The organism is Pseudomonas sp. 18-147, assembly GCF_051048045.1.
Classification (GTDB): domain Bacteria; phylum Pseudomonadota; class Gammaproteobacteria; order Pseudomonadales; family Pseudomonadaceae; genus Pseudomonas; species Pseudomonas aeruginosa.
In genome coordinates, this window is record NZ_CP182296.1 from 1,802,956 (window position 1) to 1,818,949 (window position 15,994).

At 68.5% G+C, this 15,994-nt stretch carries 15 protein-coding genes; 11 read left to right on the forward strand and 4 right to left on the reverse strand.

Translation table 11 applies throughout. The features are described from left to right. The first annotated feature begins 97 nt into the window (after window positions 1-97). A complete protein-coding gene (locus ACM0M4_RS08705) occupies window positions 98-550 on the forward strand; it encodes a flavodoxin (RefSeq protein ID WP_003102319.1) in 453 nt (150 codons plus the stop codon). A gap of 543 nt (window positions 551-1,093) precedes the next feature. Here ACM0M4_RS08705 and ACM0M4_RS08710 read toward each other — a convergent pair. Then, the gene (locus ACM0M4_RS08710; RefSeq protein ID WP_003102321.1) at window positions 1,094-1,987 is read right to left on the reverse strand and encodes a LysR family transcriptional regulator; all 894 of its coding nucleotides are present in this window, start codon (window positions 1,985-1,987) and stop codon (window positions 1,094-1,096) included. Between the two features lie 95 nt (window positions 1,988-2,082). On the opposite strand from ACM0M4_RS08710, the gene ACM0M4_RS08715 reads away from it, so the two are divergent. From ACM0M4_RS08715 to ACM0M4_RS08745, 7 genes are all read left to right on the forward strand, one after another. Continuing rightward, entirely contained in the window at window positions 2,083-2,472 is a 390-nt protein-coding gene (locus ACM0M4_RS08715; RefSeq protein WP_003091885.1) for a CidA/LrgA family protein, read from the forward strand. Beyond that, window positions 2,459-3,145: an LrgB family protein gene (locus tag ACM0M4_RS08720; RefSeq protein WP_003102323.1), complete on the forward strand. Its 687-nt coding sequence runs from the start codon at window positions 2,459-2,461 to the stop codon at window positions 3,143-3,145. The genes ACM0M4_RS08715 and ACM0M4_RS08720 overlap by 14 nt, the downstream gene beginning before the upstream one ends. 128 nt (window positions 3,146-3,273) lie before the next feature. Then, entirely contained in the window at window positions 3,274-4,053 is a 780-nt protein-coding gene (locus ACM0M4_RS08725; protein ID WP_003091880.1) for a class II aldolase/adducin family protein, read from the forward strand. Next, window positions 4,050-4,946, forward strand: a complete 897-nt coding sequence (locus tag ACM0M4_RS08730) for an alpha/beta fold hydrolase (RefSeq protein WP_003102328.1) — start codon at window positions 4,050-4,052, stop codon at window positions 4,944-4,946. Before ACM0M4_RS08725 ends, ACM0M4_RS08730 begins: the two co-directional genes overlap by 4 nt. 98 nt (window positions 4,947-5,044) lie before the next feature. Then, complete coding sequence (locus ACM0M4_RS08735) at window positions 5,045-5,338, forward strand: hypothetical protein (protein WP_003111018.1); 294 nt, start codon at window positions 5,045-5,047, stop codon at window positions 5,336-5,338. A 115-nt stretch (window positions 5,339-5,453) separates the two neighbouring features. Further along, window positions 5,454-6,365 carry an SDR family oxidoreductase gene (locus tag ACM0M4_RS08740; protein ID WP_054376108.1) on the forward strand — a complete coding sequence of 304 codons (912 nt, stop codon included), beginning with the start codon at window positions 5,454-5,456 and terminating at the stop codon, window positions 6,363-6,365. A gap of 116 nt (window positions 6,366-6,481) precedes the next feature. Further along, on the forward strand, window positions 6,482-7,252 hold the full coding sequence (locus ACM0M4_RS08745) for a crotonase/enoyl-CoA hydratase family protein (protein ID WP_003091874.1): 771 nt from the start codon (window positions 6,482-6,484) through the stop codon (window positions 7,250-7,252). Window positions 7,253-7,271: 19 nt separating this feature from the next. Here the strand turns inward: ACM0M4_RS08745 and ACM0M4_RS08750 are convergent, their stop codons facing one another. The 3 genes from ACM0M4_RS08750 to ACM0M4_RS08760 all read right to left on the reverse strand — a co-directional run bounded on the left by ACM0M4_RS08750 (window position 7,272) and on the right by ACM0M4_RS08760 (window position 9,891). Next, window positions 7,272-7,616 (reverse strand): cupin domain-containing protein, encoded by a 345-nt coding sequence (locus ACM0M4_RS08750; protein WP_003091873.1) that lies wholly within the window; start codon window positions 7,614-7,616, stop codon window positions 7,272-7,274. 34 nt (window positions 7,617-7,650) lie between these two features. Next, window positions 7,651-9,057: an NAD(P)/FAD-dependent oxidoreductase gene (locus ACM0M4_RS08755; RefSeq protein ID WP_003102335.1), complete on the reverse strand. Its 1,407-nt coding sequence runs from the start codon at window positions 9,055-9,057 to the stop codon at window positions 7,651-7,653. Between the two features lie 90 nt (window positions 9,058-9,147). Further along, entirely contained in the window at window positions 9,148-9,891 is a 744-nt protein-coding gene (locus ACM0M4_RS08760; protein ID WP_003119583.1) for an AraC family transcriptional regulator, read from the reverse strand. Between the two features lie 284 nt (window positions 9,892-10,175). Between ACM0M4_RS08760 and ACM0M4_RS08765 the strand changes: the two genes are divergently transcribed. The 3 genes from ACM0M4_RS08765 (at window position 10,176) to ACM0M4_RS08775 (ending at window position 15,993) form a co-directional block, all read left to right on the forward strand. Continuing rightward, complete coding sequence (locus ACM0M4_RS08765; protein ID WP_003102337.1) at window positions 10,176-11,933, forward strand: DUF1302 domain-containing protein; 1,758 nt, start codon at window positions 10,176-10,178, stop codon at window positions 11,931-11,933. A gap of 56 nt (window positions 11,934-11,989) precedes the next feature. Then, a complete protein-coding gene (locus ACM0M4_RS08770) occupies window positions 11,990-13,360 on the forward strand; it encodes a DUF1329 domain-containing protein (RefSeq protein ID WP_003102338.1) in 1,371 nt (456 codons plus the stop codon). Between the two features lie 149 nt (window positions 13,361-13,509). Further along, window positions 13,510-15,993 carry a LuxR C-terminal-related transcriptional regulator gene (locus ACM0M4_RS08775; protein ID WP_054376109.1) on the forward strand — a complete coding sequence of 828 codons (2,484 nt, stop codon included), beginning with the start codon at window positions 13,510-13,512 and terminating at the stop codon, window positions 15,991-15,993. The last annotated feature ends 1 nt before the right edge of the window (window position 15,994 follow it).

Below are 15,994 nucleotides of genomic sequence, written 5' to 3' on the forward strand. Positions count from 1 at the left end.
TGCTTTTGCGGCCTGTCTGCATTGATTCGGTGCGTCCCGCTCGGCGAACGCATGCGGCATAATGCCCGGCTTACCCCTGTTGGCTTACGGAGTGTTCATGAAAGTCGCCATTCTCTCCGGCTCGGTCTACGGCACCGCCGAAGAAGTCGCCCGGCACGCCCAGAAATTGCTGTCCGCGGCCGGCCTCGAGGCCTCCCATCTGCCCCGCGCCAGCCTCGACGAACTCAAGGCCTTCGCCCCCGAGGCATTCCTGGTGGTGACCTCGACCACCGGCATGGGCGAACTGCCGGACAACCTGCAACCGCTGTACTACGCGATCCGCGACCAACTGCCGGCCTGGCACGGCCTGCCGGGCGGGGTCATCGGCCTGGGCGATTCGAGCTACGGCGACACGTTCTGCGGTGGCGGCGAGCAGGTTCGCGAACTGTTCGGCGAACTGGGCGTGCGCGAAGTGCTGCCGATGCTGCGCCTGGATGCCAGCGAAACCGTTACCCCCGAGACCGACGCCGAGCCTTGGCTGGCCGAGTTCGCCGCCGCCCTCAAGGGCTGATCCCGGGCGTACCCCGCCGAGGCGGCGGATAACCGCGTGGCGGTTATTCGCCCTACACGGGGAGGGGACAAGCGGTAGGGCGAATAACGCCCCAGGCGTTATCCGCCGAAACGCCTGCCGAGGTGGCGGATAACCGCGTAGCGGTTATTCGCCCTACACGGGGAGGGAGCAAGCGGTAGGGCGAATAACGCCCCAGGCGTTATCCGCCGAAACGCCTGCCGAGGCGGCGGATAACCGCGTGGCGGTTATTCGCCCTGCACGGGGAGGGGACAAGCGGTAGGGCGAATAACGCCCCAGGCGTTATCCGCCGAAACGCCTGCCGAGGTGGCGGATAACCGCGTAGCGGTTATTCGCTCTACACGGGGAGGGAGCAAGCGGTAGGGCGAATAACGCCCCAGGCGTTATCCGCCGAAACGCCTGCCCAGGCGGCGGATAACCGCGAGGCGGTTATTCGCCCTACACGGGGAGGGAGCAAGCGGTAGGGCGAATAACGCCCCCAGGCGTTATCCGCCGTAGCCTCTGCCGAGCTGGCGGTTATTGGTCCTACGCCGGGCTTTCCTCCAGCGGCTGCTCGCGCAGCAGCTCCAGCCAGGCCTGCGCCGCCCGCGACAGGTAGCCGCCCCGGCGCCAGATGAAGGCGATGTCCCAGCGCAGGTCCGGCTCCTTGAGCAGGACCCGCACCACTCCCGGGCGTTCGATCTCGCGAGCGATCACCCGTGGTAGCAGCACCACTCCCTGGTTGGCCGCCACCAGCGCGCCGAGGAAGTCGGCCTGGCCGCTGCGGCCGCCTTCGCGCGGGCTGAAGCCGGCCTCCAGGCAGGCGCGCAGCAGGCGGTCGTTGAGGGTGAAGCTCTGCTGGTAGAGCAGGAACGGGCTGTCCGCCAGTTCGCCGAGGGCGACGCTGGCGGCAGCGGCCTTGGGATGCCCGGCCGGCAGCAGCACGTCCAGCGGTTCGTTGCAGAACGGCTGGTAGTCGAAGCCGTCGTCCGCCGGGGTGAGGCTGCCGGCCAGTTCCAGCTCGCCGGCCAGCACCGCCTGCTCCATGGTCTTGCTGCCGCCTTCCACCAGGTGCACGGCGATGTTCGGATAGCGCCGCCGGTATTCGGCGAAGCGTTGGGCGAACAGCGCGTCGGCGCCGAGCAGCGGCAGGCCCAGGCGCAGTTCGCCGCGGTTGAGCTGGCTGAGGTCGTCCAGTTCGCTGAGCAGGTCGCGGCGCAGCCGCAGCATCTCCTCGGCGCGGCGAAACACCACGGCGCCGGCGTCGGTCAGGCGCACGTGCGGCCCGTTGCGTTCCAATACCTGCACGCCAAGGCTCTGCTCCAGTTGGGCGACCTGCTTGCTGATGGTCGACTGGCTGGCGTGGCGGACCTGCGCCGCCTGGGTGAAGCTGCCCTGGCGGACCACTTCGACGAAGCTGCGGAGTTGACGGAATTCCATTCTGGAATGGCTCTCATGCGGACAATTCGCTTTGGGGATGATAGGCCGGGCCTTATCCTTTCTCCATCCCCGATTTCCCAGCCAAGGCCTTTCCCATGTTGCCCCCGCTCGTCCGCCGTCTGTCCCGCCTTGCCGCCGAACTGGCGGTACTCATCGCCTTCTGGTGGGCTGGCGGCTGGCTGGCGAAGGCCATCGGCCTGCCGCTGCCGGGCGGGGTGGTCGGCCTGGCGGCGCTGTTGCTGCTGTTCGCCAGCGGCCTGCTGCGTCCGGCCTGGCTGCAGGCCGGCGCCGGCCTGTTGCTGGCGGAGATGTTGCTGTTCTTCATCCCGGCGCTGATGAGCCTGCTCGACTACGGCGCGCTGCTACGCAGCGAGGGCTGGCGCATCCTCCTGGTGATCATGCTCAGCACCCTGCTGGTGATGCTGGTCACCGCGGTGTCGGTGGAGTGGATGTGCCGCTGGAGGGCGCGCCATGAGTCTCGATAAGCAAGCCCTGTTCTGGTTGGCGGCGACCGTCGGCGGCTACCTGCTGAGCCGCCAGCTGTACCGCCGGGTGAAGTGGTACTGGCTGTCGCCCATCGTGTTCGTCCCGGTGCTGCTCTACGCCCTGGCGATTCCCACCCATACCCGCTACGCCGACTACGCCCGCGACACCAATTGGCTGGTGGCGCTGCTCGGTCCGGCGACGGTGGCCTTCGCCATCCCGATCTGGCAGCAGCGCGAGCTGCTGATGCGCCACTGGCCGGCGCTGCTGGCCGGGATGTTCGCCGGCACCGCGGTGGCCATCGGCAGCTCCTGGGCGCTGGCCCAGGCCCTGGCGCTGGACGGCCAGGTCACGCTGTCGTTGCTGCCGCGCTCGATCACCACGCCGTTCGCCATGGAGATGTCCCACGACCTGGGTGGCGTGCCGGAACTGACCGCCGCCTTCGTGATGATCACCGGGGTGTTCGGCGCGGTGATCGGCGGCACCCTGCTGCGCGTCCTGCGCTTGCGCACGCCGCTGGCCCGCGGCGCGCTGTTCGGCGTCGGCGCGCACGGCGCCGGCACCAGTCGGGCCTACGAGTTCGGCGGCGAGGAAGGTTCGGCGGCCGGTCTGCTGATGGTTCTCACCGGGCTGTTCAACCTGCTGGTCGCACCCCTGGTCGCCCACTGCCTGTAGCCTGCGCGCATAGGCCGGCTGAATCCTCCGCCATTCAGCCGGCGCGCGAGTGTAAGCCCGGCGACAGTCGCCGGAGGAGGGCGGGGCTAGACTGCGGGCATCCGATAACGACAAAAGAGGATGCCGCCGTGACCGCCGTTCACTCCCTGCCCGCCGATGTGCAAGCCCAGGTCTCCGCCGCCGAATGGCAGACCCGTGTCGATCTCGCTGCCTGCTACCGGCTGGTCGCCCTGCACGGTTGGGACGACCTGATCTTCACCCACATCTCGGCCAAGGTGCCGGGCACCGAGGACTTCCTGATCAACCCGTTCGGCCTGATGTTCCACGAGATCACCGCCTCCAGCCTGGTGAAGGTGGATGCCAGCGGCAAGAAGCTGATGGACAGCCCCTACGAGATCAACCCGGCCGGCTACACCATCCATAGCGCGGTGCACGAGGTCCGCCACGACGTCGAGTGCGTGCTGCACACCCATACCGCCGCGGGGATCGCGGTGTCCTGCCAGAAGCAGGGCCTGTTGCCGCTGTCGCAGCAATCGTTGTTCGTGCTCTCCAGCCTGTCCTACCACGCCTACGAGGGCGTCGCCCTGAACCATGAGGAAAAGGCCCGCCTGCAGGCCGACCTGGGGACCAGCAACTTCCTGATCCTGCCCAACCACGGCCTGCTCACCTGCGGCGGTTCCATCGCCGATACCTTCCTCATGATGTTCACCCTGCAACGCGCCTGCGAGGTACAGGTGATGGCGCAGAGCGGCGGCGCCGAGCTGATCCACATCCCGGGGCAGATCCTCGCCGGCGCGCGCGACATGATCGCCGGGGTGATGCGCAGCAAGACCGGCATGGGCGGCCAGCTCGCCTGGCCGGCGCTGCTGCGCAAGCTCGACCAGCAGAACCCGGGCTACCGCCAGTGACCGCGGCGCTGCCCGGCATTCCACTGGAGGCCTGGCGGAGGCGGGGCCGCACCCTGGATTTCAAGGGCTTCCCGATCCGCTACTGGGAAGCCGGGCAGGGTCGGCCGTTGCTGCTGATCCACGGTTTTCCCAGCGCCGCCTGGGACTGGCACTACCTCTGGGAGCCGCTGGCGCAGCGCTACCGCGTGCTGGTCTGCGACCTGCTCGGCTTCGGCGATTCGGCCAAGCCGCGCGCCCATCGCTACAGCCTGCTGGAGCAGGCCGACCTGCAACAGGCGCTGCTCGGCCGCCTGGGAATCGACGAGCCGCTGCACGTGCTGGCCCACGACTACGGCGACAGCGTCGCCCAGGAACTGCTCGCCCGCCATCACGAAGGCCGGCTGCGGCTCGCCTCCTGCGTGTTCCTCAATGGTGGGCTGTTCCCGGAAACGCACCGCCCGGTGCTCAGCCAGAAGCTGTTGCTGAGCCCGTTGGGCGGGCTGTTCGGCCGGCTGTTCGACCGCCGCGCCCTGGCGCGCAACTTCGCCAAGGTCTTCGGCCCGCGCAGCCAGCCCGGCGAGACCGAGCTGGATGCCTTCTGGAGCCTGATCGAAAGCAACCAGGGGCAGCGGGTGATGCATCGCCTGATCCGCTACATCGTCGACCGCCGCGAGCAGCGTGAGCGCTGGGTGGCGGCGTTGCAGCACGGCGGGGTGCCGTTGCGGGTGATCGACGGCGCCGTCGACCCGATCTCCGGGGCGCACATGGTCGAGCGCTACCGGCAACTGGTCGCCGATGCCGACTGCGTGCTGCTCGATGGCATCGGCCATTATCCGCAGATCGAAGCGCCGGCGGCGGTGCTCGAACATTACCTGGCGTTTCGCGCCCGACTGGATGATTCAGAGTTTTCTTAAGCGAGTTTGAGATTGCAGCAAGTGCCATCGCGCAAGGATCGGGGCTAGGGTGCTGGCGCCTCGCTGGACGAGGCGTTTCGTCACCCATGGAGGTCTCCATGCACGATCCCGTTTCTCCCTTGCGCGTGTTCGACGAGGGCTCCTGGTTGTTCCGCCAGATGGTGCAGGCGCAACCGTTCATCCGCCAGTCCGGGATGGTCCTCGCCGAACTCGGCCTGCTGCTGGCGCTCGGGCTCGGCTACCTGTGCTGGCAGGAAGGCAGTCGCTGGTACGCCGTCGGCGCCGGCCTCGCGTTGCTCGGCAGCCTGCTGCTGGTGGTGGTCCGGCACAACTACGACTGGTGGCTGTTCAAGCTCGGCCCGCGTGGCCGGCTGTACATTCCGTTCGACTGAAGCGGAACATCCCGCTGCCTTATCGGGCGCCATTCATGGCGGCGCGAAGCCTTGTCCCCGCCGGCGGGCTGGCCGACACTCGGGCAATCCTTCCTACTGCCCTGGAGTCCCGAACATGAGCGATGCCCTGCGTTTCGACGACCAAGTCGTGATCGTCACCGGAGCCGGCGGCGGCCTTGGCCGCGCCCACGCCCTGCTGTTCGCGAAGCATGGCGCCAGGGTGGTGGTCAACGACCTCGGCGGCAGCACCCATGGCGAAGGCGCCAGTGCCTCGGCGGCGGACAAGGTGGTGGCGGAGATCCGTGCCGCCGGCGGCACCGCGGTGGCCAACCACGACTCGGTCACGGACGGCGGCAGGATCGTGGAGAACGCGCTGGACGCCTTCGGTCGCGTCGACGTGGTGGTCAACAATGCCGGCATCCTGCGTGACAAGACCTTCCACAAGATGGAGGACGCCGACTGGGACCTGGTCTACCAGGTGCATGTCGAAGGCGCCTACAAGGTCACTCGCGCCGCCTGGCCGCACTTGCGCGAGCAGGCCTACGGGCGGGTGGTGTTCACCTCCTCGACCTCGGGCATCTACGGCAACTTCGGCCAGAGCAACTACGGCATGGCCAAGCTCGGCCTCTACGGCCTGACCCGCACCCTGGCCCTGGAAGGGCGCAAGAACAATATCCTGGTCAACGCCATCGCCCCCACCGGCGGTACGCGGATGACCGAGGGGCTGATCCCGCCGCAGGTCTTCGAGCAGCTCAAGCCGGAGCTGGTCAGCCCGCTGGTGGTCTACCTCGGCAGCTCGGCCTGCGAGGATACCTCGGGGCTCTATGAGGTCGGCGGTGGCTGGATCGGCAAGGTGCGCTGGGAGCGCAGCCTGGGCTTCGGCTTCGATCCGAAGGCCGGCTTCGATGCCGAGGACGTGGCCGCGCACTGGCAGCAGATCTGCGACTTCGAGAACGCCGCGCACCCGGCGGACAACGTCGAGGCGCTCCGTGAAATGATGGCCAACCTGCAGAAGCACGCGCACTGAGACGCCCGGCGGATGCGGCGCGGCCGCGGGAAAAGGACTAAGGTGAAGACCGGCTGACGCCGGTCTTCTGCCATCCGGCCGGTGTCTTTTTTCGCTTTTTCCGCAGGGAGTCTGTCATGAGTGTCATCGTCGAACGCAACGGCCCGGTCACCACCCTGGTCATCGCTCGCCCGGAGCGGCGCAATGCGGTGGACCGGCCGACCGCCCAGGCCCTGGCCGACGCCCTGCGCGAGTTCGAAGCGGACGATACGGCGCGGGTCGCGGTACTCACCGGCAGCGGCGGCAATTTCTGCGCCGGCGCCGACCTGGCGGCGGTGGCCGAGGATGGCGAGCGGCGCAATCGCCTGGAGGCGGAGGGCGACGGACCGATGGGGCCGAGCCGCATGCAGCTCGGCAAGCCGCTGATCGCCGCCATCGAAGGTTATGCGGTGGCCGGCGGGCTGGAGCTGGCGCTGCTCGCCGACCTGCGGGTGATGGCCGAGGACGCCATCTGCGGAGTGTTCTGCCGGCGTTTCGGGGTGCCGCTGATCGATGGCGGCAGCGTGCGCCTGCCACGGATCGTCGGGCAGGGCCGGGCGCTCGACCTGATCCTCACCGGGCGTCCGGTGAAGGCCGACGAAGCGTTGCAGATCGGCCTGGCCAACCGGGTGGTGCCGAGCGGTTCGGCGCGAGCCGAGGCCGAGGAGCTGGCGGCGGAACTCGCCGCCTTCCCGCAGACCTGCATGCTCGCCGATCGCGCCAGCGTATACGCGCAGTGGGAACTGTCCTTCGACGTGGCCCTGGCCAACGAATTCCAGGGCGGGCTGGCGGTGATCGAGAGCGGCGAGACCCTGGAGGGCGCGCAGCGCTTCAAGGACGGCGAGGGGCGCCACGGGCGCTTCGAGTGACGCCGTCGCGCCGCCCGGGCTAGCGGTGGATGATCACGTAGCTCTTGCGCACGGTTTCCTGCACATCCCACACGCCAAGACTGTTCTCCGGCAGCAGCAGGGCATCGCCGGCCTCGATGCGGATGGTCTCGCCGCCGTCCGGGGTGAAGGTGCAGCGGCCTTGCAGGAAGTGACAGAACTCCTGCTCGACGATCTGCCGCCGCCAGCGTCCGGGGGTGCATTCCCAGATGCCGGTTTCCACCTGGTCGGTGCGCTCCACGGCGTAGGCGCGGGTCTGCGCGACCGGCTCGCCAAGGGGCACCGCGACCGGGCTGGCGGCGCCAAGATCGGCGCCGGCGGTATTTTTCAGAAGGGTCAGGGCCATGCGGTTTTTCCTCTGTGGGAGGTGGAGGGGATTTTCAGCGCATCAGGCTTTCCATGCCGGCCGCGAGGGTTTGCGCCAGGCTGCGGCGCCAGGGCGCGCTGTGCGGGTCGGCAAGGACCCGGTCCTCATGGACGAAACTGCGGATGATCGCGTTGTAGCCGAGCCAGCGGCAGGGTTCCGGTTCCCAGCGGGCCAGGCTGTCCAGCGGACGCTCGCCCAGCACCCAGGGCTGCCGCAGCAGCTCGCTGTCCTCACCGAGGATCAGCGCGGCCAGGGTGCGGCCGCCGAGGTTGCTGGCGCCGACCCCTTCGCCGCCGTAGCCGCCGGAGAGGGCGATGCCACTGGCGCGGTCGAGCAACATGTGCGGGCGGAAGCGCCGGGCCATGCCGAGGTTGCCGCCCCAGGTGTGGCTGATCCTGGCGTCCTTGAGCAGCGGGAAGAGTTCGCCGAACAGGTAGCGACGCAGGCCGACTTCCTCGTCGTCGAGGCTGAAGTCGCTGCGCAGCTTGCCGCCGAAGCGGTAGCCGCCCCGCGCGCCGAAGGCCAGGCGGTCGTCGGCGGTGCGCTGGCCGTAGGTGACCTGGCGGCTGAATTCGCTGAAGGCCTGGCCGCGCTCCAGGCCGATCTCCGCCCAGACCGACGACGGCAGCGGCTCGGTGGCCACCAGCAGACTCTGCACCGGCAACTGGTAGTGGCCCAGTGGCGGCAGGCTGGCGGCATAGCCTTCCACCGCCGGCACGATCCATTCGGCGCGTAGTTCGCCGCGCTCGGTGCGCAGCAGGCCGCGTTGCCAGTGCAGCACCCGGCTCTTCTCGAACAGCCGCACGCCCAGGCGCTCCACCGCGCGGGCCAGGCCGCGCGCGAGCCTGGCCGGCTGGATGGTGGCGCAGTGCGGCGAATGGATCGCCCCGTAGCTGCCGGGGATGCGCAACTGCTGGTCGAGTTCCTGCGGCGTCAGCCAGCGGTAGTCGCTTTCGTCCAGGCCTTCGGCATAGAGATCATGCAGATAGGCGCGCAGGCGGCGTTCCTGTTCCGGGTAGCGCGCCGCGCAGTAGAGCACGCCGCCCTTGCGGTAGTCGCAGTCGATGCCTTCCTCTTGCAGCACCCGCGCGACTTCGTCGGGAATCCCGTGCAGCAGGTCGTAGCCGGCCCGGCGCCGCTCCGGCGGCAAGCCGGCGAGCAGGCCGTCCTCGCCGAGCAGGTTGCCCATCAGCCAGCCGCCGTTGCGCCCCGAGGCGCCGAAGCCGGCGGTTTCTGCCTCGACGATGGCGACGCGCAACTGCGGCGCCCGGCGCTTCAGGTAATAGGCGGTCCAGAGGCCGGTGTAGCCGGCGCCGACGATGGCCACGTCGACCTCGAGGGATTCTTCCAGGGACGGGCGCGCTTCGAGCGGATCGTCCAGTTGATTCATCCACAGGCTGAGGTGGCGCCAGGCCGACATAGAGGGCTCCATAGCGAGAGGGAAGGGGGAATGCGGCGAGAGTAGGAAGATGCTGTGCGCCTGTCGTGCGCGCGGGTCCGCTGGGAAATCTCAGCGGCGCGACGACAGGCGCTTCAGGTATTCGCGCGGAGACTGGCCGGTGTGCTGGCGGAAGCAGCGGTAGAAGGCCGACAGCGAATTGAAGCCGGCGGCGAAGGCCAGTTCGTCGACCCGTCCGGGCAGCTCGCCGGAAAGCTGGCCGAGCAGGTGTTGCAGGCGGGTCTGGTTGACGTACTGGTAGAAGCTCAGGCCGAGCACCTGGTTGAGCAGGTAGGAAATCTGGTTGCGCGTATAGCCGGTGGCATTGGCCACCTGGGTCAGGTCCAGGTCCGGATCGAGATAGGGCTGGGCCTGTTGGAAGTAGTGCTCCAGGTCGCGCGCCAGCAGGCTCAGCTGCTTGGCCGAAAGCCCCAGGCGGCTGGCCGGCGGCCGGCCGTCGCCGCCGGCCTGGGCTCCGCCGCCGCTTTCGTGGACCAGCGAGGCGTATTCGTTGATGCGCCAGATCAGGCCGTCGCGCACGGTGATCGCCTCGCTGGCGCGGAACGAAGCCAGGCGGCCGCTGAGGGTCACCCGCAGGCGGTACTGGATGAAGGCGGTATCGCCGTCGAAGCGGATACGGTCGGTGTGCTCCAGCGACTCGTCGGGGCCCTTGGGCATGGTCGCCTCGACGTACTCGCGGAGATCGGCCAGGCGCATCCGGCGGTTCTGGAAGAAGTCGTTGTATTCGACCTCGGGATGATAGAGCGCCATCACCGCGTCGATGTCGCGGTGCTTCCAGCTGAGGTGGTAGCGCATGACCGTCTCGCGGGTGGCGTCGGCGAGGTCGCGGTCGGCGGGAATGGACTGTTCGGGCTGCATGCAGCGAAGGATGCCATCGCCGCCGCCGGCGGAACAGTGCCGCGCCGTCATCCATGCACTGGATGACGGCGTATCCATCCTGCATATGGCGTTCGCCGAGGCGCTTTCCAGGGCCCCTGTTCACTCTTTCGGGCGACAGCCGGAATACCTCCTTGGTGCGCTTACCGCCGTTCGGGCCGCTGGGTAGGGTGTAGCCACCTCGACCCTGTCAGGAGAGCCGCATGACAACAACAAAAAGGCGCGGAATCTTCCCTCTGCACGCACTCGCTGCGGCCACAGCCCTGGGTTGCGCCACCCAGGCCTCGGCCGTGTCATTCAACATCGGGGAGATCGAAGGGCAATTCGACTCGTCGCTGTCGGTGGGGGCCAGCTGGTCCATGCGTTCCGCCGACAAGGACTACATCGGCACCCGCAACGGCGGCCACGCCTCGTCGCAGACCTCCGACGACGGCCGGCTGAACTTCAAGAAGGGCGAAACCTTCTCGAAGATTTTCAAGGGCATCCACGATCTCGAACTCAAGTACGGCGACACCGGCGCGTTCTTCCGTGGCAAGTACTGGTACGACTTCGAGCTGAAGGACGAACACCGCCTGCTCTACGACATCGACGACCACAATCGCAAGGAGGGCGCCAAGTCCTCCGGGGCGCAGCTGCTCGATGCCTTCCTCTACCACAACTACAGCATCGGCGACCTGCCCGGCAGCGTGCGGGTCGGCAAGCAGGTGGTGAGCTGGGGCGAGAGCACGTTCATCCAGAACTCGATCAACAGCATCAACCCGATGGACGTCGCCGCGTTCCGCCGGCCCGGCGCGGAGATCAAGGAAGGCCTGATCCCGGTGAACATGCTCTACCTGTCCCAGGGCATCAGCGACGCGCTGACCGTCGAAGGCTTCTACCAGTTGGAGTGGGACCAGACGGTGATCGACAACTGCGGCACCTTCTTCTCTACCACCGACGTGGTCGCCGATGGCTGCGAGCGGATGGTCTACGCCGGCAGCGACTTCGACCCGAACCCGGCCAACGGCTACCGCTACCTGCCGCGCGCCGGCGATCGCGATGCCCGCGACAGCGGCCAGTGGGGCCTGGCCCTGCGCTGGTACGCGGCGGAGCTGAACGACACCGAGTTCGGCCTGTACGCGATGAACTACCACAGTCGCAACCCGTACTACAGCGTGATCGCCGGCAACGGCCTGGCCACCTCCGACCCGGTCACCGGGCGCTCCACCGGCTATTACTTCATCGACTATCCCGAGGACATCCGCCTCTACGGCCTGAGCTTCCAGACCAACATCGGCAGCACCTCGGTGGCCGGCGAGCTGAGCTACCGGCCGAACATGCCGCTACAAATCAACAGCACCGACATGTCGATCGCCGCGATCTACCCGACCACCCTGTTCGGCAACCCGATCTACGACAGCGGCTTCGCCACCCCGCGCGCCGGCGAGGTGATCAACGGCTACGTGCGCAAGCCGGTGACCCAGGCACAGGTGACCGTCACCCAGTTCTTCGACCGGGTACTGGCGGCCGACCGCCTGACCGTGGTCGGCGAAGTCGGCTACAACCACCTCAGCGGGGTCGACGGCGACGACCTGCGCTACGGTCGCGACGCCATCTATGGCATCGGCGAACTGCCGAACAACGCCTTGTGCACCGGCGCGCTCAACGTGGCCAACCCGCAGGAGTGCAACAGCCACGGCTTCTACACCCGCAACTCGTGGGGCTATCGCCTGCGCGGGATCCTCGAATATCCCAACGTGTTCGCCGGGGTCAACCTGAAGCCGAACCTGGCCTGGTCGCACGACGTCGAGGGCTACGGGCCGAACTTCAGCGAGGGCGCCAAGGCCGTCAGCGTCGGCCTCGATGCCGACTACCAGAACACCTATACCGCCAGCATCAGCTACACCGACTTCTTCGGCGGCAACTACAACCCGATCAACGACCGCGACTTCCTCGCGGTGAGCTTCGGGGTGAACTTCTGAGGTCCGCCGCCCCTCGGGGCGGCCGCTTTCGCGGATACGAACAAGGATAACGACGCATGAAAACAGCACGACTCCTGTCCTCCGGGGCGCTGGCCCTCAGCCTGCTGGCCGGTTCGGTGACGGCGGCGGTTTCGCCCGACGAGGCCGCCAAGCTCGGCAGCAGCCTGACCCCCATCGGCGCGCAGAAGGAAGGCAACGCCGACGGCAGCATCCCGGCCTGGACCGGCGGCCTCGCGGCCAGCGCCGGCAAGGTCGATGGCAAGGGCTTCCTTTCCGATCCCTTTGCCGACGAGAAGCCGCTGTTCACCATCACCGCGCAGAACGTCGAGCAATACAAGGACAAGCTCTCCGACGGCCAGTTGGCGATGTTCAAGCGCTACCCGGAAACCTACCGGATCCCGGTGTACAAGACCCATCGCACGGTGGCCCTGCCGGCCGAGATCGACGAGGCGGTCAAACAGAGCGCGCTGAACGTGCAGCCGATCAACGACGGCAACGGCCTGTCGAATTTCGAGAAGAGCCGCTACTACGCCTTCCCGATCCCGAAGAACGGTGTCGAAGTGCTCTGGAACCACATCACCCGCTACCGCGGCGGCAACCTCAAGCGCACCATCGTCCAGGCCACCCCGCAGACCAACGGCAGCTTCACGCCGATCCGCTTCGAGGAGTCGGTGGCATTCCCGCAGAACATGCCCGACCTCGACCAGAGCAAGGCGGCCAACATCCTCACCTTCTTCAAGCAGCAGGTGACCGCGCCGGCGCGCCTGGCGGGCAACGTGCTGCTGGTCCACGAGACCCTCGACCAGGTCAAGGAGCCGCGCCTGGCCTGGGTCTACAACGCCGGCCAGCGCCGCGTGCGGCGCGCCCCGCAGGTGGCCTACGATGGCCCGGGCACCGCCGCCGACGGCCTGCGCACCTCGGATAACTTCGACATGTTCTCCGGCGCCCCGGACCGCTACGACTGGAAGCTGGTCGGCAAGCGCGAGATGTACATCCCCTACAACGCCTACAAGCTCAACGACCCGACCCTGAAGTACGGCGACATCATCAAGGCCGGGCACATCAACCAGGACCTGACCCGCTACGAGCTGCACCGGGTGTGGGAAGTGGTCGGCACGGTGAAGCCGGGCGAGCGGCACATCTACGCCAAGCGCCACATGTACATCGACGAGGACAGCTGGCAGATCGCCCTGGTCGACCACTACGACGGTCGCGGCCAGCTCTGGCGGGTCGGCGAGGGCCACGCGCAGTACCACTACGACCAGAAGGTCGCCGGCTACACCCTGGAGGCGCTCTACGACGTGATCGCCGGTCGCTACCTGGCGCTGGGCATGAACAACGAGGAGAAGCGCGGCTACGAGTTCGGCTTCAAGGCCTCGTCCGCCGACTACACGCCGGCCGCCCTGCGCAACGCCGGGGTACGCTGAGTCCCGGCCAGTCGCGACGAGCGCGTCGGCTTGTGCCGACGCGCTCGTGCGTTATGACGGCCCATCACCCGGCGCAATCATCGTTCAGCAGCGGGGCAGGCGCGGTCTAGGCTCCCGGCAAGGCGCTTCGACAGAACAAGAGCACTGCCATGACCGAGCCGACCGAGCTGCCCGCCGCCTTGCCGCGGCTGCCGCCGCAGCACCTGCCGCGGCCCCGTTTGCACCAGCCGCTGCTGCGCGGCGAATGCCGCCTGCGACTGCTCTGCGCGCCCGCCGGCAGCGGCAAGACCGTCCTCCTCGGAGAATGCGCGCGGCGGGCGCCGCCTGGCGTGCAGGTGGTCTGGCTGGCGCTGGGCGGGGAAGCGCTGGACCCCGCGACCTTCCGCCGCCGCCTGGCCGGCGCTCTCGGCTTGGCCGAGGACAGCGACGAAGCGCAGCTGTGCCGGCGGCTGCGCAACGCTTCCGCGCTGTGGCTGCTGCTCGACGATTACCCACGGCACCCCGACCCCGCCCTCGACGCCTGCCTCGATCGCCTGTTGAGCGCGGCCTCGCCACGGGTGGGCTGGTGGCTGGCGAGCCGGCGGCGGCCGCAGTGCAACCTGGCGCGGTTGCTGCTGGAAGGGGAGTTGCTGGAGGTCGACGGCGGCCTGCTGGCGTTCGATGCCGACGAGGTCGCCGAACTGCTCCGCCTGCACGGGCGCAGCGCCGATGCCGCTACGTCCGGGACACTGCTGGAACGCAGCGGCGGTTGGTGCGCCGCGTTGCGCTTGCGCCTGCTGGTCGGCGAAGAGACGGCCGGACCGTTGTTGCAGGAATACCTCCAGCACGAGTTGCTCGACGAGCTGCCGCCGCCGCTGGCCGACGCCGCGCGTGCCCTGGCCTGGCTGCCGCAAGTCGGTCCGGAGCTGTTCCGCCGGCTGTTCGAGGAGCTGCCCCACGGGCTGGACGACCTGTTGGCGCGGGGCTTCCCCCTGCTGGCCGATGCGAACCAGCGCTACAGCCTGCCACCGGCGATCCGCGAGGCCTGGCGCGAAGCGCTGCAGCGCCCGCAGCGGGACTTCCACCGGGAAGCCTGCGAATGGTTCGCCGAACACGGCGAGACCCGCGAGGCGGTCGACCAGGCGCTGGCCGCCGACGAACCGGAAACCGCCGCCGGATTGTTGCAGAAGCTCACCGAGGAGCAATTGCTGCACGGCCACAACATCGGCATGGTCCTGGCCCTGCGCGACGAACTGCCGGCGGCGCTGCTGGCCAGCACGCCGCGCCTGGTGATCCTGAATGCCTGGACGCTGCTCTACGCCGGACGCCTGGCCGAAGCCGAGGACTGCATCGGCCAGTTGGCGCGCTTCCTGCCGATGCCCTCGGCGTCCCGCCAGCGGGTGCTGCTGGCGCAATGGCAGGGCTTGTTCGGGATCCTCCTGCACTGCCGCGGCGAGCGCGGCGCCGCCGACTACCTGCGCGAGGCGCTGGAGCAACTGCCGGAGGACGCCTGGTCGCAGGGACTGATCTGCCGCTCGGCGCTGATGCAACTGGCGATGATCGAGGGGCGGATGGACCAGGCGCGGTTGATCGGCCGCGATGCCTTGCGCCTGGCGCGCGAGCACGACAGCCTGATCTTCGAGGCGCTGATCGAACTGGAGCGGGCGCAGTGGCTGGAGCAGCGCGGCGAACTGCTGCGCGCGGAAGGCGTCCTCGATCGCGCCCAGCGCTACCTGGAGGACCTCGGCCAGCAGGGCAGCCCGATGCTCGGCCGGATCGCCCTGCGCCGCGCGCGCCTGTGCCTGCAGCAGGGCCGCGAGGTCGAGGCCGGGCACTGGTATCGGCTGGGGCTGGAGCAGGCACGGGAGAATCTCGATCCCTGGGCGCTCTACGGCTACCTGGGACTGGCCTTGCTGGAGGCCGGGCAGGGCGACCTGGACGCGGCGTTCAACCGCCTGCTGGAGGTCGAGCGGCTGATGCAGCAGCGCCATGTCCCCGATCCGCTGTATCGCGGCGCGCTGCTGCTGGTCAGCTCCGCCCTGACCCTGCAGCAGGGAAGGCCGGCGCAGGCGCGGGAGATCCTGCTGCGGGTCCGCGCCTACTTCCAGCCGGGACGGGCGCGCCTGTCGCCGCCCTCCGAACCGGAGCTGGAAGCGCGGGTAGAGCACCAATTGGCACTGGCCGAACTCTACAGCGGCGAGGCAGCCGCCGCCGAAGCGCGGCTGCGCGGGCTGCTCGCCATTCTCGAGGCGCAGGGGCGGCAGACGCTGCTTTGCGAAGTGCGCATGGGTATCGCCGAGTGCCAGTTCCTCTCCGGACAATTGCCCCAGGCCCAGCAGACCCTGCGCAGCGGCCTGGAGCTGGCGGAGCGGCTAGGCCTGCAACTGCCGCAGCGGCGACTGCGGGATCGCCAGCCGCAACTGTTCGCCGCCCTGCCGGGGGAAGAAGAGGAGGGGCTCAGTCCGCTCAGTTGTCGGGAGCTGGCGGTGCTCGGCCTGATCGCCCAGGGCTGCTCCAACCAGGAGATCGGCGAGCAACTGTTCATTTCCCTGCACACGGTGAAGACCCACGCCCGGCGGATCAACGGCAAGCTCGGGGTGGCCCGTCGGACCCAGGCGGTGGCGCGGGCCAAGGCCCTCGGCCTGCTCGCCTGAG

What these genes read in the sequence shown, in the direction of transcription:
- ACM0M4_RS08750 (WP_003091873.1), bottom strand. Translation starts at nt 7,616, where the DNA reads ATGGCCCTGACCCTTCTGAAAAATACCGCCGGCGCCGATCTTGGCGCC.
- ACM0M4_RS08760 (WP_003119583.1), bottom strand. Translation starts at nt 9,891, where the DNA reads ATGCGCTACCACCTCAGCTGGAAGCACCGCGACATCGACGCGGTGATG.
- ACM0M4_RS08740 (WP_054376108.1), top strand. Translation starts at nt 5,454, where the DNA reads ATGAGCGATGCCCTGCGTTTCGACGACCAAGTCGTGATCGTCACCGGA.
- ACM0M4_RS08710 (WP_003102321.1), bottom strand. Translation starts at nt 1,987, where the DNA reads ATGGAATTCCGTCAACTCCGCAGCTTCGTCGAAGTGGTCCGCCAGGGC.
- ACM0M4_RS08715 (WP_003091885.1), top strand. Translation starts at nt 2,083, where the DNA reads ATGTTGCCCCCGCTCGTCCGCCGTCTGTCCCGCCTTGCCGCCGAACTG.
- ACM0M4_RS08720 (WP_003102323.1), top strand. Translation starts at nt 2,459, where the DNA reads ATGAGTCTCGATAAGCAAGCCCTGTTCTGGTTGGCGGCGACCGTCGGC.
- ACM0M4_RS08755 (WP_003102335.1), bottom strand. Translation starts at nt 9,057, where the DNA reads ATGTCGGCCTGGCGCCACCTCAGCCTGTGGATGAATCAACTGGACGAT.
- ACM0M4_RS08775 (WP_054376109.1), top strand. Translation starts at nt 13,510, where the DNA reads ATGACCGAGCCGACCGAGCTGCCCGCCGCCTTGCCGCGGCTGCCGCCG.
- ACM0M4_RS08765 (WP_003102337.1), top strand. Translation starts at nt 10,176, where the DNA reads ATGACAACAACAAAAAGGCGCGGAATCTTCCCTCTGCACGCACTCGCT.
- ACM0M4_RS08735 (WP_003111018.1), top strand. Translation starts at nt 5,045, where the DNA reads ATGCACGATCCCGTTTCTCCCTTGCGCGTGTTCGACGAGGGCTCCTGG.
- ACM0M4_RS08770 (WP_003102338.1), top strand. Translation starts at nt 11,990, where the DNA reads ATGAAAACAGCACGACTCCTGTCCTCCGGGGCGCTGGCCCTCAGCCTG.
- ACM0M4_RS08705 (WP_003102319.1), top strand. Translation starts at nt 98, where the DNA reads ATGAAAGTCGCCATTCTCTCCGGCTCGGTCTACGGCACCGCCGAAGAA.
- ACM0M4_RS08745 (WP_003091874.1), top strand. Translation starts at nt 6,482, where the DNA reads ATGAGTGTCATCGTCGAACGCAACGGCCCGGTCACCACCCTGGTCATC.